Source organism: Psychromonas antarctica, from assembly GCF_022267535.1.
Taxonomy (GTDB): domain Bacteria; phylum Pseudomonadota; class Gammaproteobacteria; order Enterobacterales; family Psychromonadaceae; genus Psychromonas; species Psychromonas antarctica.
In genome coordinates this window covers 39,540-63,676 of record NZ_JAHNZV010000002.1, presented here as the reverse complement: position 1 = coordinate 63,676, position 24,137 = coordinate 39,540, and the positions used below count along the sequence as shown (strand labels likewise).

The following is a 24,137-nucleotide window of genomic DNA, read 5'->3' as shown; positions in this document are numbered from 1 at the left end:
AATGGCAAAAGAATATAGCCGCACTTCGCGCGTATCTCAACAGATTCAAAAAGAGTTGGCGCGTATATTACAACAGGAAGTAAAAGATCCACGTATTGGTATGGTGACTATCTCTGGTGTAGATGTCACTCGCGATCTTGCTTACGCAAAAGTATTTGTTACCTTTTTAACAATTGGGGAACAAACTAATGATGAATCCTTAGAAGGCCTTAACGCGGCAGCGGGATATATCCGCCGATTACTGGGTAAAGCGATGCGTTTACGTATTGTGCCGGAAGTGCGCTTTTGTTTTGATGAAACCTTAACGGAAGGTTTGCGTATTTCTGAGTTGGTCAGCAATGCGGTCAAAGTAGACAAAACCAAACTGGCTGAATCTGAGCGTACGGAAGAGGACGACGAGTAATGGCAAGACGAGGAAAGGGGCGTTCAATAAATGGTATTGTTTTATTGGATAAACCAACGGGTATCAGCTCAAACCATGCATTACAACGTGTTAAACGTATTTTCTTTGCTAATAAGGCAGGACATACAGGCGCGTTGGATCCACTTGCAACGGGGATGCTGCCCATCTGTTTAGGTGAAGCAACCAAATTTTCTCAGTTCTTACTTGATTCTGATAAGCGTTATACGGTCACTGCAACTTTAGGTATTCGTACAACAACCAGTGACTCACAAGGTGATCTGGTTAGCGAGCGTGCCGTTGCAGTTAATCAGCAGCAGCTTGATGATGCACTCAATACTTTTCGTGGCGATATTATGCAGGTGCCGTCGATGTACTCGGCATTAAAACATAAAGGCCAACCGCTTTATAAATATGCGCGTGAAGGTATTACCATCGAACGTGATGCCAGACCGATTACAGTCTATGAAATCAATCAATTACGATTTGAAAATAATGAAGTTGATTTAGACATTCATGTCAGTAAAGGTACCTATATCCGCACTATTGTTGACGATCTGGGCGAATTACTCGGATGTGGTGCACATGTGTCGATGCTGCGTCGTACGCAGGTTGCAGATTACCCCTATCAACGGATGGTGACTGTCGATCAGCTAGAAGCGTTAATTGAGCAGGCGAAAGAGTCGGATGTCAGCCCTTATGAACTATTAGATCCGCTTTTATTAGCCATGGACAGCGCCGTAAAAAACTATCCGGAAATTAATCTATCGCTGGAGATGGGGGATTATATTTTGCATGGCCAGCCTGTACAAATCTCTGGCGCCCCAGATGATACGATTGTGCGTTTGACAGTGGGTGATGAGCATACCTTTATTGGCGTCGGGCAGATGAACGATGATGGCTTAATCGCACCTAAGCGATTAGCTAACTTATAAAAACAATAAAAATGCTCGGATCTCTATCAGGGCATTTATTTTTATCAATCAGATTTCTACAGTGACAACCATAGTGATAATAATGGCTAAATTAGACTTTTCAGCGATCAATAAATCAACGGCAAACTCTTTTAATGAACAGCGTAATTTGATTAAAAGAATAGGCAGGGGTGAAACGGTGCTCTGCGTTGCTTGCCAAAGGCCGCTTAAATTAAGCGTTTCCACTAAAAGTGATGTGGGAGTGGAGTGCGAGAAGGGCTGCACGAGTATTGGTCTTGAGTTGGAAATATAACCTCTTTGCACATTTTACTATCGGTCCTTTATTACCATTATCTTCCAATAGACTAAATTGATGGCTGATTAGCGCCATTTTCCACACTATTCGGACTTGAGGATAGCTTGCTGCAGCATCAGGTTCTTCATTAGCAAGAATAATGTCACGTTAATTGATTCACTGATGGATTCTAACCAGCTTGGTAGATTTATATGGCAAAGCTAGATGAAGGTGACAGGGGGCACATGCGCCAACCGTGACGTCAGTATAATGATTTATATTTTAACATGACTATGCACTTAACTCAGATCAATACACAAAAGTAAATATTTATCACACAAATTTCATGCAACTGCAAAACTATGTTTTGGTTTACATTCAATTACAGAGTTTAAAGGAGAAAAATACTTATATTTGGGTTTTCTCGGTGTAACGCGCAGCGTCTCCGTGGTCTCTGTGGTAATTTTATAATCTTTTACAACAACCTGAGTTATCTACATAAGCATGTATTTTAATTTCCGGCTTGCTGGCAATAACAAAGAAGTTGGCCAATAGGTAACGGTTTACTGTAATAGTAGCCTTGTAAATAATCACATTCTAAATAAATTAATTGATCTGCAAGTTCTTTCGTTTCAACGCCTTCCGCTACCACCGAACAATTTAACTGGTGAGCCAAAAAAATAAGCGACTTAACAATTGAATAATTGTTATTTTCTTGTTGCATCAAGTTAACAAAGGAGCGGTCAATCTTAATTTGTTTAATTGGTAGCTCTAGGAGCATGGAAAGAGAAGAGTACCCAGTACCAAAATCATCTAGGCTGATTAAAAAGCCTTGTCTAGATAGCCGCCGCAATACCTCTTTAGTGGTGGCCATATCATTCATCGCCGCTGTTTCAGTCACTTCTAAAACCAATTGATGTGGTAAAATTCTGTTTTCTTTAATAAGCTTATCGAGCTGTATTGAAAAACAGTCATCAAGTAGATCTAACGCAGATAAATTGATATGAATGCAGGCATCAATACTGGCTTGTTTAAGTACCAGCAAGTGTGTGCAAATTTCATTTAAGACGAAAAGAGTTATCCCTTTGATCAAATTGTTCTGCTCTGCAATGGGAATAAACTTATCTGGCGGAATGAAGCTTCCTTGTGCGACTTGCCAGCGAATCAGTGCTTCAAAGTGGTAGACAGTGCTTGTTTTAATTTTGATTAGTGGTTGGTAATATACTTCGAACTCATTTTTCTCAAGGGCACTGTTTAACTTACTGGATATTTCAAGGTGAAATTGAGCATCGCTCTCTAAATTCTCATTATAAATTATATATTCGCTCTGTTTCTTTTTCGCCGCACTCATTGCTGCATCTACCTGTTGTAATAGAATAGGAACATGAGTGCAATTTTTGGGGCAGATAGCGCCACCAATCGAGATACTGATTTTAAGGTTATAGCTATTGATGCAAAAGGGACGTTTGAGTGCCAGGTGGATAGTGCGCATTAAATTCTCAATATCTTTATCTGTAACGACATTCGATATTAGTATGAATTGATCACCACCGACCCGAGCAATAAAACATTCGCTAGGAATTGTTTTTTTATAACGGATGCTATTTTTATTAGCATCTGATCAGCAGAAAGGTGCCCGAGCATATCGTTTATCTTTTTAAAGTGATTGATATCTAAAGCGAAGACTGAAAAGGGTTTTCCTTGATTTATTTTTTTGTTGATAACGTTTAAAAAATGTTGACGGTTAGCAAGCCCTGTCAAGGAATCGTGAAGTGAATTATATTTTTCTTGATAGGAAGCATTTTGAATTTTTTTAATGCTTTTCTGACCCAATTTTATAACCATCAGAACAAAAAGTCCGCCTAAAAATAGAATCAGAGATAGGCTTTTTTCAACCAAAGTGTGTGAAGCGTTACCGTATAAAAAATAAAGAAAAAGCAGGTAACTGAAGATAAATAAGATAATAAAAACCAGTAAAATTTTCCAACCAACATTACTATCTTGTTGGCAGATAAAAAGAATCGGTTTAAGGCTGGCAAGTAAAAAACATACACCTGTTATAATCAGAAATACAGTCATGTAAGTAAACTTTCTCCATATAATCCACGGATTTAATTAGATGAATTTTGTATTTGTTGTGGTCAATACATTTATCTATTTAACAATAAACTGTTTTCATTAAAAAATGCAATTATCTATAGACTAATTTTTAATTAGCTTGAATTGTCTAATAAGCAGAAATAAGGTGCAAATAAACATTGCGTAGTTTTCTCTTAATCTATAAAATCTGCACTTCACTTTATCGCTGAATTAGTGATCGGCGATAATAATTTAAATAGGTTAATTCACTTAACCGTAAAATATCGGAGTATGTTATGTCACTAAGTGCACAACAGAAAGCTGAAATCGTAGCTAAATTTGGTCGTTCTGAGAACGATACTGGTTCTTCTGAAGTCCAAGTTGCTTTGTACACAGTACAAATCAACCATTTACAAGGTCACTTTAAAGAGCACATCCATGATCATCACAGCCGTCGTGGTCTATTACGCATGGTTAGTCAACGTCGTAAATTACTTGACTACTTAAAACGTAAAGATGTTGCTGCTTACACAGCATTAATTGCAGAGTTAGGTCTACGTCGTTAATTCGAATTGATACCTGATTTCAAAAAGAGCCTATATGGCTCTTTTTTGTTTCTAATCCATCGCTATTTTTCTGTGCTCTTTACCTTCAGTAACTTACTGTAATATGCACCTGATATTATTATCCCCAAGAAAATCAAAAGCAGTTCAAAATCACTGCAGACAATTTTCTGAGGCGAGGGCTACTCTCTCCTATAACCCATGTTTTGTGAGTGCCAATTTTTCCTGCGTAAGAATTGATTACTTCATCAACTCCTTTGCTATTACTAATTAATGTTCATATTTTAACAAAGCGTGAAATCCAATAAACGCCAGCTAAATAGTGAAGTAAAACAAATTTTTTTCTTTAAATTTGTTTTAAATACTGAGTGTTGACGTATACTATCGGCGCGATAAAAAGCGAAAAAATTATAAATTAAATAAAGGATATAAAAGTGACTCCTATTGTAAAAAGTTTTCAGTATGGTGAACATACTGTCACCCTCGAAACGGGTGTAATGGCACGTCAAGCGACTGCTGCTGTTATGTGTAGTATGGACGATACCTGTGTATTTGTTTCTGTTGTTGGTAAAAACGCTGATGATCAAGAGCGAGATTTCTTCCCACTAACAGTAAACTATCAAGAAAGAACATACGCTGCGGGTAAAATACCAGGTGGTTTCTTTAAACGTGAAGGCCGTCCAAGTGAAGAAGAAACGTTGATTGCACGTCTTATTGACCGTCCAGTGCGTCCGCTTTTCCCAGCAGGTTTTAAAAATGAAGTGCAGGTCATTGCCACTGTCGTTTCTATTAACCCAGAAATAAATCCTGATATTGTTGCAATGATAGCAACATCTGCGGCGCTTTCTATCTCTGGCATGCCATTTGGCGGTCCTATTGGTTGCGCACGTGTTGGTTATAAAGAAGGTCAATACCTACTAAATCCAACCAAAACTGAATTAGAAACAAGTGATCTTAACTTGGTTGTATCGGGTACTGATAGTGCTGTATTAATGGTTGAATCGGAAGCTGGCATATTAAGTGAAGATGTGATGCTTGGTGCGGTTGTCTATGGTCACGATCAACAACAAGTTGTTGTTAATGCGATTAAAGAATTTGCTAGCGACGTAGCTTGTCCTGTTTGGGATTGGGCTGCTCCGGTACGTAACGAAGCATTAGATGCGGCTGTTGCGATTGAAGCGCAAGCGCGTTTTGAAGAAGCTTACCAAATCAGTGATAAAGGGCTTCGTTACGACGCTGTTAAAGCTATTACCACTGAAGTTAAAGAAAAATTATTAGCCGCAGATGAAAAATTAGCCGCTAAGCAAGTTGGTGAATACCTGCATGATTTAGAAAAAACAGTTGTGCGTACACGTATTATTAAAGGTGAGCCTCGCATCGATGGTCGCGATCCAGAAAGTATTCGTGCACTTCATGTGATGACGGGCGTGTTACCACGTACTCACGGTAGTGCGCTATTTACACGTGGTGAAACACAAGCGTTAGTGACTGCAACACTCGGTACACAACGTGACGCTCAGATTATTGACAGTCTAATGGGTGAGAAGAAAGATAACTTCATGCTGCATTACAACTTCCCTCCATACTGTGTTGGTGAAACTGGTTTTGTAGGCTCACCTAAACGTCGTGAGATTGGTCATGGCCGCCTTGCTAAACGTGGCGTTCTAGCGGTTATGCCTTCTGTTGAAGATTTCCCGTACACTGTACGCGTAGTTTCTGAAATTACAGAATCCAACGGTTCATCTTCAATGGCTTCTGTGTGTGGTGCATCGCTAGCGCTAATGGATGCTGGTGTGCCTCTTAAAGCGTCCGTTGCCGGTATCGCTATGGGTCTTGTGAAAGAAGGCGAAGAGTTCGTTGTTCTTTCAGATATCTTGGGTGATGAAGATCATCTTGGTGATATGGACTTTAAAGTTGCGGGTACTACCGAAGGTATTACTGCGCTACAGATGGATATCAAAATTGAAGGTATCACTAAGGAGATCATGCAGATTGCGTTGAACCAAGCAAAAGCAGCTCGTTTACATATCTTATCTGTAATGGATCAAGCACTTCCAAAAGGTCGTGAAGATATTTCTCAATTCGCACCACGTATTCATACTATCAAAATCCCTACGGACAAAATCCGTGACGTTATTGGTAAAGGCGGCGCGACTATTCGTGGGCTTTGTGAAGAAACGGGTACAACGATTGAAATCGAAGATGATGGTACTGTTAAAATTGCAGCAACTTCTGGTGAGCAAGCGGAAGATGCAATTAACCGTATTAAATCGCTAACGGCTGAAGTTGAAGTGGGCACTATCTACACGGGTAAAGTGGTACGTCTGGCTGATTTTGGTGCATTCGTTAATATTCTTCCTGGTAAAGATGGTCTGGTGCATATCTCACAAATCTGTGAAGAACGTATTCAGAAAGTGTCTGACTACTTGAAAGAAGGTCAAGAAGTTAAAGTTAAAGTATTAGAAGTTGATCGCCAAGGACGTGTACGTCTAAGTATCAAAGAAGCGATGGAAAAGAAAGACACTCCAGCAGCTGACTAATCATTAACTTGATGCTAGCGAGGTGCCTAATGGCGCCAGCTAATTGCTACTAAAAAAGCAGACTTCGGTCTGTTTTTTTTGTGCTTACGAAGACAGCAAACACAAAAAAGGCGCTAAATGCGCCTTTTTTATCAAACCATATTGAGGTTTTATTTGACCTCTTCACCCTTTGCTTGTAGATCTGCATGGTAGGAAGAGCGCACAAAGGGGCCACATGCTGCATGATCAAATCCCACTGCCTTAGCCTTTTTACCTAGCTCATCAAACTCAGCAGGTGGCACATAACGCTCAACAGCTAAATGTTGTAGGCTAGGTTGTAGATACTGCCCTAAGGTCAGCATGGTGACGCCATGGTCGGCGAGATCTTGTATTACTGCCTCAATCTCTTCTTTTGTTTCCCCTAGCCCCATCATTAGCCCTGATTTTGTCGGGATTTGGGGATGCTGCTCTTTGAATTTTTTAAGTAGCTGTAAAGACCAGTTGTAGTCTGCACCTGGTCTTACTTGTTTGTATAAGTGCGGCGCGGTTTCTAAGTTGTGGTTAAACACATCGGGAACCTCTTTTTCAAAGCAGGCGAGGGCATTGTCCATCCGCCCCTTAAAGTCAGGGACTAATATTTCAATTTTAATGTGCGGATTGAGTAGGCGGATTTCTCGGATACAATCGGCAAAATGTTGTGCGCCACCATCACGTAGATCATCTCTATCGACGGAGGTGATGACCACGTATTTTAGCTGCATATCTTTGATGGTTTCAGCTAGTTTTTTTGGCTCATCAGTATCCACTGCAAGCGGTTTACCGTGGCCAACATCACAGAACGGGCAGCGTCGAGTGCAAATGTCGCCTAAAATCATAAAGGTTGCTGTGCCATGATTAAAACATTCATTTAGATTCGGGCACGAAGCCTCTTCGCAGACTGAGTGCAGTTTGTTTTTACGCAGGGCTGCTTTAATTTCATTAACCCGAGAGTTATCTGCTTTAAGCTTGATTTTCATCCACGCTGGTTTTTTTAAAACAGTACTTTTATCAGAAGGGATCACTTTAATTGGAATATAAGATAGTTTATCGGCATCACGCAGTTTTTTTCCTGCACTTAATTGGCTTGGTTTATTAGTCATGAAAAAAACTCTCTATCTGTGAATAATGTAGTTGTTTGTTTAATTTTTCAATTAATAACGGTGCTAATTCGTTTACTGAAAGCCCGATACCGTGATTCTTACACTGGGTCATTTCCAGGCCTGCATAACCGCAGGGATTAATTTGTAAAAAGGGGGATAAATCCATATCGACATTGAGTGCTAGGCCATGAAATGAACAACCTTTGCGAATTTTTAATCCTAATGATGCGATTTTTTTGCCCTCCACATAAACGCCGGGGGCATCTGCCTTGGCTATTGCGTTGACTTGATAATCCGCTAATAAGTCAATAATGCTGTGTTCAATAATGGAGACCAGTGTGCGCACATTGAAATCTTGGCGGCGGATATTAATTAACAGGTAAACAATCAACTGCCCCGGGGCATGATAGGTAATTTGTCCACCGCGATCGCTTTTTATAACAGGAATATCTGTTTTGTGTAGTAGATGTTCAGCTTTACCTGCGCTGCCTTGCGTAAAAACGGCGGGGTGTTCAACCAACCATATCTCATCAACGGTGTTTTCGTCGCGCTGGGTTGTGAAGTCGCTCATCTTTTGCCACGTTTCAAGGTAGGGTTGTAGGCCCAAATGACGCACGCACAGTTTTTTTTCGATAACGGTCATCTTATCTATCTACAGATCAAAGAATACAACGAACCAGGTCAAGAGCGTCTAATTCACTATAAATAGTTTCAATATGCTCTTTGCTGGTAACTGTGACTGGGATGCTGAGTGACTGATAAGTTCCCTTTGAGCTCGCTTTTGCTTTTGGAGCATAATCGCCGGGTGCATTTTTTTGTATAACGGCAATCACATCGAGGATCATTTGGGGATCGGCAATGCCCATTACTTTGAATGAAAGGGAGCAGGGAAAATCTAAAAGCTCGTCAAACTTGGTATCTAATGCCATTTATAACTCCACAGGCTAACGCAACGTCAATGAAAAAAGTGAGGCGATAAGCCTCACTTTACTCATTACTATATGGGGACTGAATTAAGCAAACCAACCGATAAATAACAATTTTATATAATCAATTAAGCGGCTGAATATACCGCCTTCATCGACCGATTCTAAGGCTATTAAGTCGTAAGTTGCAATCGGCTCCTGTGCAATTGAGTAATGTATTTCGCCTACTTTATCGCCTTTTTTCAGGGGGGCACGCAACTCATTCTTAATAACAAAGTTAGCATCTAAATTTTTAGCTTGCCCGCGCGGTACTGTAATAGGCGTGTTAACGGCAACACCTAAACGGATCGTCTGTTGCGATCCCATCCAAATTCGCTCATTAGCAAGTTGGTCTCCGGCGTTGTAAGGAGTAATAGTTTCAAAAAATCGGAAACCCCAGTTGAGTAATTTTTTACTCTCTACTTTACGCGCTGTTTCAGATTTAGTCCCCATTACCACACTGATTAAACGCATGCCTTCTTTTGTTGCTGAAGAGACAAGGCTGTAACCGGCATCGCTGGTATGTCCTGTTTTAATGCCATCAACATTTAAGCTTTTATCCCATAATAGTCCGTTACGGTTATATTGCACAATGCCGTTGAATTTGAATGATTTTTCACTGTAAAAATGGTATTCATCAGGCACATCAGTAATTAATGCTTTTGCTAATATCGCCATATCGAGCGCCGTGGTGTAGTGCCCTTCTGCATGTAAACCATGACTATTTACAAAATGGGTATTATTCATACCTAACTGCAGTGCCCAAGTATTCATCAAATCGGCAAACGCACCCTCGCTACCTGCGATATGCTCTGCCATTGCCACACAAGCATCGTTACCAGACTGGACAATAATGCCACGGTTCAGATCTTCAACGGTGACCTCTTTGCCTACTTCAATAAACATTTTAGAAGAATCAGGGAAGTTTTTTGACCACGCTTTCTCTGAGATAGTGACTTTATCGGTTGGGTTTAAATTGCCGGATTTTATTTCTCGGCCAATAATATAACTGGTCATCATTTTAGTTAAACTTGCGGGCTCTAATCTTTCTTCACTATTATTTTCAGCAAGCACTTTGCCTGAATCAAAGTCTATTAAAAGGTAGCCCCTTGCGGCGATCGCGGGAGCATTTGGGATAATACGCGGGGTCGCAATAACATTAAAACTTAGAACGAAAGTGATAAGCAGTAGGCCTATTTTTTTCATGGATAATACCTTTGAGTTGTTATACCCAGCTACTTTGGGTATGGATGCAAAAAATTATTAGACACTATATCAGATAGCCCTTTGTTTGCTAAGAGAAGAGCGCAAGATTTCTTCTTTAAGAGGCTACGCAAAGCAATATTTTCGACATGTAGAAGGATCGGAAGAACCAGCCGATAAAGTTTACCTGTCTTTTTTACGTGATGATTTGTTTCGGTGCATTGCTCAATGCAAATTCGCACTAAGATGGTGCGCGAAACTGTTTATACTTAAACTATTTTCATTAAGGTATTGTATTTAAAGGTTTTAATATTATGGCATGATAATTGTAATAATATGCTCAGGGCCTATTTAAGAACAGATATTGCAGCCCGTTATAACATATTATCGGGCATCGTTTTTGCAATATCGAAACATACTGTTTGATCTTATTTTAAATAAAAGAGGAATTACTATGAAAATGTTAACCGCGATAATCAAACCATTTAAGTTAGATGAAGTAAGAGAAGCAATTATGGATGCAGGGATTGCAGGTGTCACTGTTTCTGAAGTAAAGGGGTTTGGCCGTCAAAAAGGGCATACCGAGCTTTATCGTGGCGCTGAATATCAAGTTGATTTCTTACCTAAAGTAAAATTAGAAATTGCTATCAAAGATGAAGATGTGGATCGTCTAGTTGAAGCGATTACAACGGCTGCTAACACAGGGAAGGTAGGCGACGGAAAAATATTTATTCAATCTATCGAGCAAGTGGTGCGTATCCGTACTGGCGAACTTAATGATGAAGCACTTTAATTTAGTTTAATCTTTGTAAGAAGGGAATTATTATGGAAAACACAGTAATAGAACTTAGATTTGCACTTGATACCTTTTATTTTTTAATATCGGGTGTTTTAGTGATGTGGATGGCAGCTGGTTTTGCCATGTTAGAGGCGGGTCTTGTTCGCTCTAAAAATACCACTGAAATTTTAACCAAGAATATCGTGTTATATGCAATTGCTTGCATTATGTTCTTATTAGTCGGTTACAACATTATGTATGTTGATAACATCGCAGGAGGTTGGTTACCTTCATTTGGCGGTTTAATTGGCACACAAGCTGCTGATGCAAATCATTCACTTGAGTCTGATTTCTTCTTCCAGGTGGTATTTGTTGCCACTGCGATGTCTATTGTATCAGGTGCGGTTGCTGAGCGAATGAAATTATGGGCGTTCTTGATCTTCTCTGTATTTTTAACTGGCTTTATTTATCCAATAGAAGGTTACTGGACTTGGGGTGGTGGTTTTCTGACTGAAGCTGGTTTTAGTGACTTTGCAGGCTCGGGTATCGTTCATATGGCGGGGGCTGCAGCTGCGCTGTCAGCGGTTATTCTTCTGGGTGCACGTAAAGGTAAGTATGGTAAAGATGGATCAATTCATCCTATTCCAGGGTCAAATATGCCTTTAGCAACGTTGGGTACATTAATTCTCTGGATGGGCTGGTTCGGCTTTAATGGGGGCTCGCAATTGCTTATCTCTGATGCAGAAAATGCAACTGCAGTAGGCCTTATCTTTGTAAACACCAATACTGCTGCTGCTGCTGGTGCAATTGCTGCTCTATTAGTAAGTAAATTGAAATGGGGTAAAGCGGATCTTACTATGGTATTAAATGGTGCATTAGCAGGTTTAGTTGCCATTACAGCTGCGCCTGATTCGCCATCGCCATTGCTGGCAACTGCGATTGGTTTAATTGCGGGTATTATTGTTGTCTACAGTATTATTACTTTTGATAAATTAAAATTAGATGATCCTGTGGGCGCTTTATCTGTTCATGGTGTTTGTGGCCTATTTGGTTTGCTAGTGGTTCCTCTCAGTAAAGAGGGCACTACATTTGCTGGTCAATTGTATGGTGCTGCGGTTATCTTTGGCTTTGTATTTGTAGCTTCTTGGATTGTTTGGGCTGTTATCAAAGCAACAATGGGCATACGTGTTACTGCAGAAGAAGAAGAAACAGGAATGGATTTACATGATTGTGGTGTAGAAGCTTACCCTGAGTTCACTGATTAAATAAAAAATGCGAGTGAGTATCAAAAACCTGACTTATTATTAAGTCAGGTTTTTTTTTGCGCGTTAGAATGGTAAAAGGATAATTTTAGGTTATATCTGCCATACAAAATCATCTTCCGCTTAGGTAATGATTGATCCCTAAAATAACAGTAGATAACAGCCACATCGGATACATAAGGAAATATGAGATGTCATTTAAATTTAACTTCTTTAGTCTCTCCCCGCTCATACTTTTGGCTGGTTGCGCAGCCTCCTCGGTCCAAGATACCTCTGTTGGTGAAATCCCAAGCTGGATTTTGAATCCGCAGGTTGAAGATGGTATTGCCGTTGCTGAATGCGTATTATTTTCGGGGAATATCTCGATTGATAGGCAGCAAGCAATTGTCAATGCGCGCACAGCGCTTGCGCAGCGCATTGAAACTCGCGTCAGTGCAATGGACAAAACCTATCGTGATAAAGTTGAAGTGATGTCGGGAGGGGAATCAGGTTCAACGTTTTCAAGTGTGGTTAAGCAAGTAACGCAACAAACATTAACAGGTACGACTCCAGTGAAGACAGATATAGTTAAAATTGCCAAGCAAGATAACTTATGTGTGTTAGTTGTTATCGGTCAAGAATCCACAAGAGGTATATTTGACACTCTCTTAGACGAAGCACAGCGACCTATGTCGGTACCACAAAAAGATCTATTATATGCTGAGTTTAAGGCTCAACGTGCTGACGCACAGCTCGATACTGAATTAGAAAAACGCCAATAATGCCATACCCATGACACGGTTACGTGCTTATCAGAGCTGCGCATGGCGTCAATCATAAGGCACGGAGTCAGGGGAATGCTTGTCTGCGGCCAAGTAATGCTGATTTTTGCGCAGAATCGCTCCGCAGGCTAAGCGAATTGTCACTTATTTTGGTTGGCATAAAACATTAATGTTTTATGCCTCGAAACTATGCACAATTTGACTTGCTGATTTTGCATCTTAAAGTATCATGCTGATTCCCGCACCTTGAGGTAACTTGGGTGTCGAAATCATCGCGCGGTGGTTATTGTTAAGGACGCCCTCTTGTTGGCGTCTTTTTTGTGGCACAAATATTGCTTTTATCTGCTTATGTGTCAATAAATGGATAAATACTATGAACCTCAATTCTTCTGCTTTATTTAATGATCTCCAAACGCAAGGTCTGCAAAGTAAAGGTTTGGGTAGTGAACTTTCTAGCCGATCAGTCAGCACTTCACAGGTAGATTTCTCGAAAATGTTGAAGCAAGCTATAGATAATGTGAATGGTTTGCAACAGAACACCTCCGAGCTACGTAATCGTTTTGAAATGGGCGATAAAGAGGTTAGTTTAGGCGAAGTAATGATTGCATCGAATAAATCAAGTCTAGCATTTGAAGCAACCGTGCAAATACGAAACAAAATGGTCGAAGCATATAAAGAAGTTATGAGTATGCCGGTTTAAGTGCTATCGCTAAGATAAAAGGGAAAAATAGTGGCTGAGTTAGGTAACAATGCAGATGTTTTAATCGAAAACAGTAGCTTTGATAGTGATGAGTCACTTGCGCATTCACAAAAAGGTGTCTTCGCATCATTCTTTTCAAATGTCGATGTACTGCGCCAAATTAGCATGATTATAGGTTTATTAATTGTCTTAGCCATTGTGGTTATTATTTGGTCGTGGGGAAAAGAAGCGGATTATCGCCCTCTCGGTAGTTATCAAACTGATGAGCTTATCAGCACATTGGATTTCCTTGACAAGCAACAAATTCAATACAAATTAGAAGATAATTCTGTCCTCGTTATGGCTGACCAATATCAAAAAATAAAACTATTAATGACTCGCGCGGGGTTAGTGAGTGATAGTGATGACAGTGGGGACGACATTTTATTACAAGACATGGGCTTTGGTGTTAGTCAGCGCGTTGAGAAAGAGCGTTTGAAATTAAGTCGTGAGCGCCAGTTAGCTTTAGCTATTAAAGAGATGAAGAACATTACTAACGCGCAAGTGTTATTGGCTATTCCCAAGGAGAGTGTTTTTGCTCGAAAAGAGCGTACAGCCAGTGCAACTGTGGTAATTACAACGAAACGATCTTACGCATTGTCAGCACAAGAAGTGGATTCAATTGTTGATATTGTTGCCTCTGCAGTGCAGGGGTTGTCTCCGAATAGCGTGACAGTAACGGATCAGCGTGGGCGTTTATTACACTCCGGCAGTCAAAGTGGTTTTTCGGCTCAATCGAGTAAAGAGTTCGCGGTAGAGCGCGAACGCGAAGAGGAATATAAAGCAAAAATAGATGCGATTTTGATTCCAGTTTTAGGCCTCGCAAATTATACCTCTGAGGTTGATCTAGCGATGGACTTTACGGCCATTGAAGAAACCAAAAAAACCTTTAGCCCAAAAAATCAAGCGGTACGCAGTGAGATGTTGGTGGAAACTAAATCCTCAACGGCAGTTGTCGGTTCTGTACCGGGTGCATTAAGTAATCAACCGCCGGCTAATTCAAGTATTCCTGAAGTACTAGGCGGTGATCCTGGAGCTGCAGACCTTAACGATGGAACTTCTCATAATGAGTCGACTAGAAACTACGAAGTCGATAGTACCGTTACTTATATTAAGCATAAAATAGGAACCGTGGATAGATTGGCTGTCTCTGTTGCGTTAGATTACATGATGCAAACCAATGATGCTGGTGAGGTTTCCTATGTGGCGCGTTCGCCAGAAGAAGTAGCCAATATTCGTCGCTTATTGATGGGAGGCTTAGGTATTAATAGTGAACGGGGTGATATTTTAGAAATTGCTTCGGTCAGTTTTAACCGACCCGATGTAGAGAAAATAGTGGAAGAAGCGTTTTGGAAAACCGAAACTTTTCAGAGTTATGTTCGCTTTGGTGGCAGCATGTTAGTCATTTTGTTAACACTGTTACTGATTGTTCGCCCGATCATGAAAAAACTACTTTATCCAGAAGCGATTGAGCAAGTTGATGAATATGATTTAGGTGGCGCAATTGGCGCAATGGCGGGTGATAATTTACAACTGTTAAACGAAGAAGATAATGGTGTTGAATTTGGTATGAGCAATGGGCATATTAAATTACCTGATTTACATAAAGATGAAGATTTACTTAAAGCCGTCCGTGCATTGGTTGCCAATGAGCCAGGTTTATCAGCACAAGTGATTAAAGAGTGGTTAGCTACCGATGGATGATAAAAAGAAAGAAACGAAAGAGATTAAACAACTCGCAACGGGTGAATTTGATGTAAGCAGTTTAAATGGAGTCGAAAAATCGGCTTTATTGATGCTCAGTTTAACACCCGCTGATGCCGCGCAAATATTTCGTAATTTAGAGCCGAAACAGGTGCAAAAATTAGGGATGGAGATGGCAGCCCTCAAAGATTCTTCGCAGAACCGTGTATCAAGTGTACATCGCGCCTTTATCGAAGATATTCAAAAATTCAGTAATATCGGACTCGATAGTGAAGACTTTGTAAGAGCTTCATTAATTGAGGCGTTAGGTGAAGATAAAGCGGGCAACTTAGTTGATCAAATTATTTTGGGAAGTGGTTCCAAAGGACTTGATTCACTGAAATGGATGGATGCTCGTCAAGTGGCCTCCATTATTCAAAATGAGCACCCACAAATTCAGACGATTGTTTTATCCTATTTAGATCCGGAACAGTCAGCAGAAATATTAACCCAATTTCCAGAGAAAAATCGCTTGGATCTGATGATGCGTATTGCAGACTTAGAAGAGGTACAACCAGCCGCATTGCAAGAATTAAACGAGATAATGGAGAAACAGTTTGCTGGTCAAGCGGGCGCTCAGGCGGCTAAAATGGGCGGAGCCAAAGCTGCTGCTAACATTATGAACTATTTGGATACCGGCATTGAAGGACCGTTGATGGATGCATTACGTGAAACGGATGAAGATATGAGTCAGCAGATTCAAGATCTTATGTTCGTATTTGATAATCTGATTGATGTCGATGATCGCGGTATCCAAACACTGTTGCGAGAAGTACCTGGTGAGCAGTTACAGCGTGCAATAAAAGGTGCAGACGAACAGCTCAAAGAGAAAATATTTAAGAATATGTCTAAACGTGCAGCCGAAATGTTGCAAGATGATCTTGAAGCGATGGGACCTATTCGTATAAGTGAAGTCGAAGCGGCTCAGAAAGAGATCCTGACTATAGCTCGTCGTTTATCTGATGCGGGTGAAATCATGTTAGGTGGTGGCGGTGGTGATGAGTTCTTATAAAACTCAAATAGGTAGATAGGAGTCACTAGACATGAGCGACAAAGAAACAGAATTTAAACACTGGCCTCTGCCTGAACTTGAAGAAAGTGCCGAAAATGAAACGGAAGAAACGACATTATTTGGCAAACCTGCCACTTGGTATCACAGTGAGCACGAGGATATCGCAGAGACAGCGAGTGAAGAGGAACTGACACCTTTAACTCTCGATGATATCGAAGCGATCCGTCAATCCGCCTATGAAGATGGTTTCAAAGAGGGCCACGAGGCTGGACTTATACAAGGTATCGATGAAGGCAAAATAGAAGGCTCAAAAGTGGGCTTGCAGCAAGGTATTGAAGAAGGTACTGAACAAGGATTGCTCGCAGGACAAGTGCAGATAGATGAACAAAGTGCTGTTTGGCAATCATTAATTGAGCGTTTGCATAACCCGCTTGAAAAGTTGGATGATAATGTCGAATATCAACTTATCCGTTTAGCGACTGCGCTTGCAGAACAAATTACCCGCAGTGAAGTACAAACTGATCCTCAAATTATTTTGCAAGCGCTAAAGCAAGCAGTTGAAGCATTACCTGTTGCAGAGCAAACATTGCGCATTTTATTACATCCTGAGGATCTTAAATTTGTGCAAAGCGCCTACCCAGAAGCTGTTTGCTTAAAACGAGGTTGGGACCTGCAGTCTGAGCCTGTTTTATCGCGAGGGGACTGTCAGATTCACACGCAAACGTCGAGTGTTGATTACGCTTTTTCCACTCGTATCGAACAAGTATTAAAACATTTTTTTAAAGAAAACCATTCGCAACTACCCGAAAAAAACGATGATTCAAATTTGCTTAATGAGCATCCTCTGCAAAGTAAACTTGTTGCAGCTGAAACTGCGCAACCATCTTCTCGCTCCGTTGATCCGGAGATCGCCCCTAATCAAGACGCCATAAATGAATAAACTTGCGCAACGTCTTGCACAATACCACACGGGCGAATTGCTCACTCACCCCATTGTGTCAGGAAAACTGATACGCGTAGTGGGCCTGACATTAGAGGCTATCGGCTGCAGTGCTGCAGTGGGGAGTTTGTGCCGTGTGGAAACGAATGATGGTTTTATCGATGCTGAAGTGGTTGGTTTTTCTGGTGAGCGTCTTTTCTTAATGCCCAGTGAGCGTTTGACGGGGGTGTTACCCGGTGCAAAAGTGATACCGCAAAAAGAAGCTCAAGGTATTCCTGTTGGTATGGAGTTACTGGGGCGCGTACTCGATGGATTGGGGAAGCCGATTGATGGTAAAGGCGAAATTATTACCGCACAAACCAGCCAGTATAGCAATCCGCGCATAAATCCATTAAGTCGCAAAGCCATTAAAGATCCCCTCGATGTTGGTATTAAAGCAATCAATGCATTATTGACCGTCGGGCAAGGTCAACGAATGGGCCTTTTTGCAGGTTCTGGTGTGGGTAAAAGTGTGCTCCTGGGTATGATGACGCGGGGCACTAATGCTGATGTGGTTGTGGTTGGTTTAATCGGTGAGCGTGGTCGAGAAGTGAAAGAATTTATCGAAGAGATCTTAGGCCCTGAGGGACGTAAACGTTCCGTGGTGATTGCAGCTCCTGCTGACGCATCACCATTAATGCGTTTAAAAGGATGCGAAACATCACTCACTATTGCGGAATATTTTCGCGATCAAGGCTTGAATGTTTTGCTGTTGATGGATTCATTAACACGTTTTGCACAAGCACAACGTGAAATCGCATTAGCCATTGGCGAGCCGCCAGCGACTAAAGGTTACCCACCTTCTGTATTTGCTAAATTACCCGCTTTAGTTGAACGTGCGGGTAATGGTAATGAAAGCCAAGGTTCGATCAGTGCTTTTTTTACCGTATTAACAGAGGGGGACGATCTGCAAGATCCTATTGCCGATGCCTCACGGGCAATCCTCGATGGGCATATTGTTTTATCACGGGAGTTAGCCGACTCCGGTCATTTTCCTGCTATTGATGTTGGTAAATCAATCAGCCGAGTGATGCCAATGGTGACCTCAGAAGAGCACCAAACGCTTGCGCGCGTATTAAAGCAAGCATATTCGCTATATCAAGAGAACAAAGAGTTAATCACTATTGGAGCATACGCTAAAGGTAGTGATCCGCGTATTGATAAAGCGATTCTTATTCGGCCTATGTTGGATCATTTTTTGCAACAAGGGATGAAAGAAAGTATCAGTTATAACGATTGTTTGACACAATTAGCAACATTAACTCAGCGCTTCGTAAATAGTTAACCTTTAAAAGGAGTTTTTCATGGCAAGAGATGCATTACAACTTGTTTATGAGCAGCGAGAAAAGCAAGTTGAGCAAGCATTACGTGCCTATCAGCAAGCGCAGCAGCTTTTATTTGAACAGCGCAGTCAATTGCAAAATCTTGATCAGTATCGCCGTCAATATATTGCCCAGTTAACAGAAAAGGGGTCACAAGGATTGTCTATTTCACAACTGGGTAAATATCAACAGTTTATTGTACAAATAGATCAAGGGTTAACGAAACAGCAACAAGGGTTAGTCAAATTTGAGTATGATGTGCATGCGCAGAAAAAACGCTGGTTAGAAAGCCAAGTGAGTTGTAAAGCGATGGCCATGTTGCTTAAGAAGAAAGCGCTACAAAAAGTAAAAATTGCAGATCGCAAAGAGCAACAACTGCTAGACGAATTCTCTACCTTTCAATTTTTCCAAAAAAAAACGACTAGTTGATCTTGTTTTTTAAAGATCTGGTCTATAAATTGCTTTCCTTTATATGATGCTAATTAATCGGTCAACAACAAATTAGCTAATCCATTTTAAATTGAAAAAGAGGTGTTTCCTCTCCTTTTTATTCGCTTGCTAGTCAATGGCAATCGATTTTTTTATAGAGAGCTATTGTATGATGCAATCAATATTAGCAACCAGCCCAGTCAAAGTAAAAAACAGTGACGGTTTATCTGAGGTCCCCCTCGATAGCGAAGTAAGACGTAATGAATTGCGACAAGCGGCCGAGTCAGGGGAACGTTTTACGGATTTATTTGATTCGCTATTAGCGGGTAATGCAAAAGGAAAAAAAGAGGACGCTGCTGATGGCAATATTGTGCAAGAGGCCGAAATTGACAGCGCACTTTTACTTGATAGCCAAAATGATGACGTTGATAGTGAGGCTTTAGCTGCAAGTGCTGATCTTGAATTCATTAATTCAGAGCGCGAGGCAGGCGAGGCGGTGGCTGTCGATGAACTGCCGCTTTGGGCTATTGATAATGTAGCGGATTCAGAGGACCGCGATATCTCCGATGATTACCAAGAAATGTACCCCATTGAACCACTAACAACAACACCTCAGAATAAGGGGGCTGATAAAGTTGAAGCACACAATAACCAAGGTGTAGACCAATCGCTCAAGGCTAATGGTGTAGTGGAGGGGCAAAATCCGCCTGTTATGGCGGCGCAACCGGCAATTATTGCACAAATAGAAGCAGCGCAAAAAGTTGATACTCAGGTGACGGATGCGCAAAAAACAGCCCAAGTGAGCAGTGAAACGCCGGAGCTCGGCATGCAGGTCAAAAAAGAGCAAGAAAAACCGGCCAATAAGCTTAGTGAATCATCCTTAGTGGCTGAAAGTCTCAATGTAAAAGGCTCTGAAAGTGAAAAAAATTCAACACCAGATCCGTTAAAAGCAGAAATGACGCAAGTGATGAACGATAAAATTGAATCATTTTCATTGGCCCATAGAAGTGAAGGAGAGCGTAACCTATCAGCAACGGCCCTTGATGGGGCTACGCCACGTGCCGCTAATGTCGAACTATCTAGTTTAAGTAAAGCAATTAATCAAAATATTCAAAGCGGACCGACTTCATCGGCACAGCAACAACCGTTAGATCTGCAAGCAAAGCATGCCTCCGCTTTATTGGGTGAACGTATTCTGATGATGATTGGTCAAGGGAAGCAAGAGGTACAAATTCGTCTAGATCCTGCAGAACTCGGGTCAATGCATATAAAATTACACGTACAACAGGATCAACTGCATGTAGCTATTCAAACGCAAATCGGACAAAGTCGTGATCTTATTGAACAGAATTTACCCAAATTACGAGAGCAACTTGCGCAGCAAGGCATTAATTTAGGTGAAACAAGCGTTGAGCAACAAAATCAAAATCAGAATCAGAATCAGCAAGGAAGAAATGCACTACAGCATAGAACGGATATTTCGGCGAATGATAGCTCATCACAAGCAATAGGCGATAAAGCTGAGTGGATTGCGACTAAAATACCGCGCTCAGCTCAAGGAATTGATTATTATGCTTAACGCTTTCTGATTGTTACTGAATTAGTGGCAAAGATGGATTAAAATCAGCACCAATAAGAATAACAATAATAACGAGGACGAAATAGCATGCCTGAAGAAGAAAATACAGAAGCACTTTCATTAGAAGGCCAGGAAACCCCCTCTCTGGGGCGTAAGAAAAAACTCATTATTATTATCGCGAGTGTCGTGTTGTTATCAGGTATCGCTATCGGCAGTTATTTTTTATTTTTCAGTGGCGATGATGCGACGGCCGCAGAACAAATTGAGGCACAAGTGCCTGATGAGGTAACAAAACAAGCCGTTTTTACAACCTATGTCGCGATGCCTCGGCCTTTTGTTTTTAATGTCCAAGATGGAAAACGTGACCGTTTAGTGCAAATTAAAGTGCAATTGATGGTACACAGCGATGAAAATGCTGAGCTGGCAAAAAAACACACCCCTTTATTAGAAGGTACTTTAGTTCGTGTGTTTGGAGCTGCGACCGTTGAGCAACTGCGTAGTCCTGCGGGTAAAAGCCAACTTAGGATTCATGCGTTAGAGGCGTTAAACGAGGCAACGTCGAAAGTTGAAAACAAAGCAATAATCGATGCCGTATTATTTACCGGCTTTGTTTTACAGTAGTGTTTTATAATAAGGATATTTTGTCTGCTTGATTTATAACTGTCTTACACAAGTCGGCTTGCTTACTGCTGCACTATTATTTTATGTGCTATCAGCAAGGTTTAATTGAGTGACTACAAGATTAGAAAAAATACATTAATCTATAACATATTATTTGCAGGCTTTACTTTACAGCCGTTTTTTTACAATAGTAGGATTTTTCATGGCAGATCTATTATCCCAAGACGAAATTGATGCACTTTTACATGGTGTTGATGATGTTGAAGAGGATGTCGTTGAAAGTGATGGAAGTGAAGAAGATGCACTTGTCCATTTCGATTTTTCATCGCAAGACCGTATTGTACGTGGTCGAATGCCAACACTTGAGTTGGTGAATGAACGTTTTGCCCGTCATTTAAGAATTAGTTTATTTAATATGTTACGCCATACCGCAGAGGTCTCTATTAATGGGGTGCAAATGCTTAAATTTGGCGAATATTTGCACACGCTTTTTGTGCCAACAAGTTTAAATATGGTTCGCTTTCGGCCATTAAAAGGCACTGCGCTAGTGACGATGGAAGCGCGTCTCGTTTTTATTCTAGTTGAGAACTTTTTTGGGGGCGACGGGCGCTATCACGCTAAAATAGAAGGGCGTGAGTTTACCCCCACTGAACGTCGTATTATCCAAATGTTATTAAAAATAGTGTTTGAAGATTACCATGATGCATGGGCGCCAGTAATGGATGCTGATTTTGAATATTTGGATTCAGAAGTAAACCCTGCAATGGCAAATATTGTCAGTCCAACGGAAGTCATTGTCGTCAATTCATTTCATATTGAGCTTGATGGTGGAGGCGGTGATTTTCATATAGCGATGCCTTACGCCATGTTAGAGCCGATTCGAGAACTGCTTGATGCGGGGGTGCAAAGCGATAAAGAAGATACGGATCAGCGTTGGTGTCAAGCGTTAGAAGATGAAATTATGGATGTATCGGTTGATTTTACTGCTAAAGTGCTGGAAAAAGAGTTATCGTTGCGCTATATGATGGGGTTAAAAGCGGGTGATGTAATTCCCGTCGATCTGCCCGAGTCTCTGCTTGTCTATGTTGAAGGTTTACCTACCTTTCGAGCACATTTAGGGCAATCAAATGATAATTTAGCATTAAAAATTACGGAGCGGATTCGCCGACCGGAAATACAGAATAGTAAACTGCAATTGGATAAATTAAAAAAGAAGCAAGACAGCACGATCTAACCTTTTAGTGGTATAGAATTTAAAGACAGAATAAAGAGGGAAAATAAATGAGTAATGAACAAGATATGGCTGATGAATGGGCTGCTGCACTTGAGGAATCAGGGGATACGGAAAAAGGGGACGATATCACCAATATTGCACTTGATGAGTTAACTGACACCTCCACGTCAATCAGCAAAGAAGAGTTCTCTCGTTTAGATAGCATTTTAGATATTCCTGTGACTATTTCTATGGAAGTGGGACGTAGTAAAATTAATATTCGTAATTTACTGCAATTAAATCAAGGCTCTGTTGTTGAACTGGATCGGGTGGCCGGGGAGCCGTTAGATGTGCTCGTAAACGGTACTTTGATCGCGCATGGAGAAGTGGTCGTGGTCAATGACAAGTTTGGTATTCGCTTAACCGATGTGATCAGCCAAACTGAACGGATTAAAAAGCTCAAATGAAATATATTGTTTTTTTGTTATGCATTTTTTTCCCGTTCAGCGCATTAGCGTTAGAGGAAAGTGCTGGTCGGCCTGATTTAGCTATCGGAAGTATGCTGGCATCACTTCTGTTGGTGCTTGCATGCATTTTTGTTTTTGCCTATCTAATGAAAAAAACGAACTTATTAAAAAATGGTAAAGGCCGAGCGCTTATTAAAGTTATTGCTACGCAACCATTAACCAGTAAAGGTCGCGTGCAGTTGATCGACATTGATGGTCAACAATATTTGCTGGGGGTGACGGAGCAAAATATCACCCTGCTTGATAAGTTAGATGCACCATTAACAACAGAAAAAAAGATCGAAAGTCGAGTGACGGCAACGCCTTTCTCAGTTTTATTATCTAAAATAAGCAATAGAAACAATGAATAAATTATTTCCAATCATTGGTCTTATATTACTGTTTGTATCACCACATCTGCTTGCGCAATCAGGCGCTTTATCGGCTGTCACGGTAACGACCAATGCGGGGGGCGATCAAGAATATAGTGTCACTTTGCAAGTTTTAGCCTTTATGACGGCGCTAAGCTTTCTACCTGCCATGCTGATATTAATGACCTCCTTTACGCGTATAGTGGTGGTCATGTCAATTTTACGCCAAGCGATGGGATTGCAGCAGACGCCTTCCAACCAAGTGGTTAACGGTATCGCACTGTTTTTAACTTTCTTTATCATGGCGCCCGTATTTGACCGAATTAATGAAAGCGCCTTGCAGCCTTATTTAAACGAAGAGATGACCATCACACAGGCTCTTGAGAAAGGTAAAAAGCCGCTGATGGAATTTATGCTCGCGCAAACGCGTCTTAAGGATCTGGAAACTTTCCTTGAAATAGCCGACATTCAAGTTAATACACCGGAAGAGGTACCGATTACTGTACTCATTCCTGCATTTGTAACCAGTGAACTAAAAACTGCTTTTCAGATCGGTTTTATGATCTTCATTCCCTTCTTAATTATTGATTTGGTGGTCGCGAGTATTCTGATGGCAATGGGGATGATGATGTTATCTCCGATGATTGTCTCGCTGCCCTTTAAGTTAATGTTGTTTGTGTTGGTTGATGGCTGGAATTTAATTATGGGTAGTTTAGCTAATAGTTTTGGTTTGTAGGGAGGATAT

Annotated in this window: 25 protein-coding genes and 1 pseudogene; 19 read left to right on the top strand and 7 right to left on the bottom strand. The window is 40.9% G+C overall.

Annotated elements, in window-relative coordinates; all coding sequences use genetic code 11:
* Position 1 precedes the first annotated feature (1 nt).
* Entirely contained in the window at positions 2-403 is a 402-nt protein-coding gene (gene rbfA, locus KSO91_RS01130; protein ID WP_238740486.1) for a 30S ribosome-binding factor RbfA, read from the top strand.
* The gene (gene truB, locus KSO91_RS01125; protein ID WP_238740484.1) at positions 403-1,335 is read left to right on the top strand and encodes a tRNA pseudouridine(55) synthase TruB; all 933 of its coding nucleotides are present in this window, start codon (positions 403-405) and stop codon (positions 1,333-1,335) included. Before rbfA ends, truB begins: the two co-directional genes overlap by 1 nt.
* Before the next feature lie 48 nt (positions 1,336-1,383).
* Here the strand turns inward: truB and KSO91_RS17825 are convergent, their stop codons facing one another.
* From KSO91_RS17825 to KSO91_RS01110, 3 genes and pseudogenes are all read right to left on the bottom strand, one after another.
* Positions 1,384-1,638, bottom strand: a complete 255-nt coding sequence (locus tag KSO91_RS17825; protein ID WP_420830891.1) for a hypothetical protein — start codon at positions 1,636-1,638, stop codon at positions 1,384-1,386.
* A 482-nt stretch (positions 1,639-2,120) separates the two neighbouring features.
* Positions 2,121-2,987: a putative bifunctional diguanylate cyclase/phosphodiesterase gene (locus KSO91_RS01115; protein WP_338049725.1), complete on the bottom strand. Its 867-nt coding sequence runs from the start codon at positions 2,985-2,987 to the stop codon at positions 2,121-2,123.
* Positions 2,988-2,996: 9 nt separating this feature from the next.
* Positions 2,997-3,454, bottom strand: a pseudogene (locus KSO91_RS01110) (GGDEF domain-containing protein); the annotation flags it as partial.
* Positions 3,455-3,984: 530 nt separating this feature from the next.
* Between KSO91_RS01110 and rpsO the strand changes: the two are divergent.
* Positions 3,985-4,254, top strand: coding sequence for a 30S ribosomal protein S15 (rpsO, locus tag KSO91_RS01105; protein ID WP_238740480.1), 270 nt, complete (start codon positions 3,985-3,987; stop codon positions 4,252-4,254).
* A gap of 431 nt (positions 4,255-4,685) precedes the next feature.
* The gene (gene pnp / locus KSO91_RS01100; protein WP_238740478.1) at positions 4,686-6,791 is read left to right on the top strand and encodes a polyribonucleotide nucleotidyltransferase; all 2,106 of its coding nucleotides are present in this window, start codon (positions 4,686-4,688) and stop codon (positions 6,789-6,791) included.
* A 149-nt stretch (positions 6,792-6,940) separates the two neighbouring features.
* Here the strand turns inward: pnp and lipA are convergent, their stop codons facing one another.
* The 4 genes from lipA to KSO91_RS01080 form a co-directional block, all read right to left on the bottom strand.
* Complete coding sequence (lipA, locus tag KSO91_RS01095; protein WP_238740476.1) at positions 6,941-7,909, bottom strand: lipoyl synthase; 969 nt, start codon at positions 7,907-7,909, stop codon at positions 6,941-6,943.
* Positions 7,902-8,552, bottom strand: coding sequence for a lipoyl(octanoyl) transferase LipB (gene lipB / locus KSO91_RS01090; protein WP_238740474.1), 651 nt, complete (start codon positions 8,550-8,552; stop codon positions 7,902-7,904). The genes lipA and lipB overlap by 8 nt, the downstream gene beginning before the upstream one ends.
* 16 nt (positions 8,553-8,568) lie before the next feature.
* Positions 8,569-8,838 (bottom strand): DUF493 family protein YbeD, encoded by a 270-nt coding sequence (gene ybeD, locus KSO91_RS01085; protein WP_238740472.1) that lies wholly within the window; start codon positions 8,836-8,838, stop codon positions 8,569-8,571.
* 84 nt (positions 8,839-8,922) lie between these two features.
* Positions 8,923-10,080, bottom strand: a complete 1,158-nt coding sequence (locus KSO91_RS01080) for a serine hydrolase (protein WP_238740470.1) — start codon at positions 10,078-10,080, stop codon at positions 8,923-8,925.
* A 451-nt stretch (positions 10,081-10,531) separates the two neighbouring features.
* On the opposite strand from KSO91_RS01080, the gene KSO91_RS01075 reads away from it, so the two are divergent.
* From KSO91_RS01075 to fliP, 15 genes are all read left to right on the top strand, one after another.
* Positions 10,532-10,870: a P-II family nitrogen regulator gene (locus KSO91_RS01075; RefSeq protein WP_238740468.1), complete on the top strand. Its 339-nt coding sequence runs from the start codon at positions 10,532-10,534 to the stop codon at positions 10,868-10,870.
* 32 nt (positions 10,871-10,902) lie between these two features.
* On the top strand, positions 10,903-12,120 hold the full coding sequence (locus KSO91_RS01070) for an ammonium transporter (RefSeq protein ID WP_238740466.1): 1,218 nt from the start codon (positions 10,903-10,905) through the stop codon (positions 12,118-12,120).
* A 188-nt stretch (positions 12,121-12,308) separates the two neighbouring features.
* The gene (locus tag KSO91_RS01065; protein WP_238740464.1) at positions 12,309-12,878 is read left to right on the top strand and encodes an LPP20 family lipoprotein; all 570 of its coding nucleotides are present in this window, start codon (positions 12,309-12,311) and stop codon (positions 12,876-12,878) included.
* A 373-nt stretch (positions 12,879-13,251) separates the two neighbouring features.
* Positions 13,252-13,578 carry a flagellar hook-basal body complex protein FliE gene (gene fliE, locus KSO91_RS01060; protein WP_238740462.1) on the top strand — a complete coding sequence of 109 codons (327 nt, stop codon included), beginning with the start codon at positions 13,252-13,254 and terminating at the stop codon, positions 13,576-13,578.
* 30 nt (positions 13,579-13,608) lie between these two features.
* The gene (fliF, locus tag KSO91_RS01055) at positions 13,609-15,321 is read left to right on the top strand and encodes a flagellar basal-body MS-ring/collar protein FliF (RefSeq protein ID WP_238740459.1); all 1,713 of its coding nucleotides are present in this window, start codon (positions 13,609-13,611) and stop codon (positions 15,319-15,321) included.
* The gene (gene fliG, locus KSO91_RS01050; protein WP_238740457.1) at positions 15,314-16,372 is read left to right on the top strand and encodes a flagellar motor switch protein FliG; all 1,059 of its coding nucleotides are present in this window, start codon (positions 15,314-15,316) and stop codon (positions 16,370-16,372) included. The genes fliF and fliG overlap by 8 nt, the downstream gene beginning before the upstream one ends.
* A 31-nt stretch (positions 16,373-16,403) precedes the next feature.
* Positions 16,404-17,312, top strand: a complete 909-nt coding sequence (gene fliH / locus KSO91_RS01045) for a flagellar assembly protein FliH (protein WP_238740455.1) — start codon at positions 16,404-16,406, stop codon at positions 17,310-17,312.
* Entirely contained in the window at positions 17,305-18,636 is a 1,332-nt protein-coding gene (gene fliI, locus KSO91_RS01040; RefSeq protein ID WP_238740453.1) for a flagellar protein export ATPase FliI, read from the top strand. The genes fliH and fliI overlap by 8 nt, the downstream gene beginning before the upstream one ends.
* Positions 18,637-18,655: 19 nt before the next feature.
* Positions 18,656-19,102 (top strand): flagellar export protein FliJ, encoded by a 447-nt coding sequence (gene fliJ / locus KSO91_RS01035; RefSeq protein WP_238740451.1) that lies wholly within the window; start codon positions 18,656-18,658, stop codon positions 19,100-19,102.
* Between the two features lie 169 nt (positions 19,103-19,271).
* Positions 19,272-20,681 (top strand): flagellar hook-length control protein FliK, encoded by a 1,410-nt coding sequence (locus KSO91_RS01030; RefSeq protein WP_238740449.1) that lies wholly within the window; start codon positions 19,272-19,274, stop codon positions 20,679-20,681.
* A gap of 87 nt (positions 20,682-20,768) precedes the next feature.
* Positions 20,769-21,302, top strand: coding sequence for a flagellar basal body-associated FliL family protein (locus tag KSO91_RS01025; protein ID WP_238740447.1), 534 nt, complete (start codon positions 20,769-20,771; stop codon positions 21,300-21,302).
* 202 nt (positions 21,303-21,504) lie between these two features.
* Complete coding sequence (gene fliM / locus KSO91_RS01020) at positions 21,505-22,536, top strand: flagellar motor switch protein FliM (RefSeq protein WP_238740445.1); 1,032 nt, start codon at positions 21,505-21,507, stop codon at positions 22,534-22,536.
* A gap of 47 nt (positions 22,537-22,583) precedes the next feature.
* On the top strand, positions 22,584-22,982 hold the full coding sequence (gene fliN / locus KSO91_RS01015; RefSeq protein WP_238740443.1) for a flagellar motor switch protein FliN: 399 nt from the start codon (positions 22,584-22,586) through the stop codon (positions 22,980-22,982).
* Complete coding sequence (gene fliO / locus KSO91_RS01010) at positions 22,979-23,392, top strand: flagellar biosynthetic protein FliO (protein WP_238740441.1); 414 nt, start codon at positions 22,979-22,981, stop codon at positions 23,390-23,392. Before fliN ends, fliO begins: the two co-directional genes overlap by 4 nt.
* Positions 23,385-24,128: a flagellar type III secretion system pore protein FliP gene (fliP, locus tag KSO91_RS01005; protein ID WP_238740440.1), complete on the top strand. Its 744-nt coding sequence runs from the start codon at positions 23,385-23,387 to the stop codon at positions 24,126-24,128. The genes fliO and fliP overlap by 8 nt, the downstream gene beginning before the upstream one ends.
* The last annotated feature ends 9 nt before the right edge of the window (positions 24,129-24,137 follow it).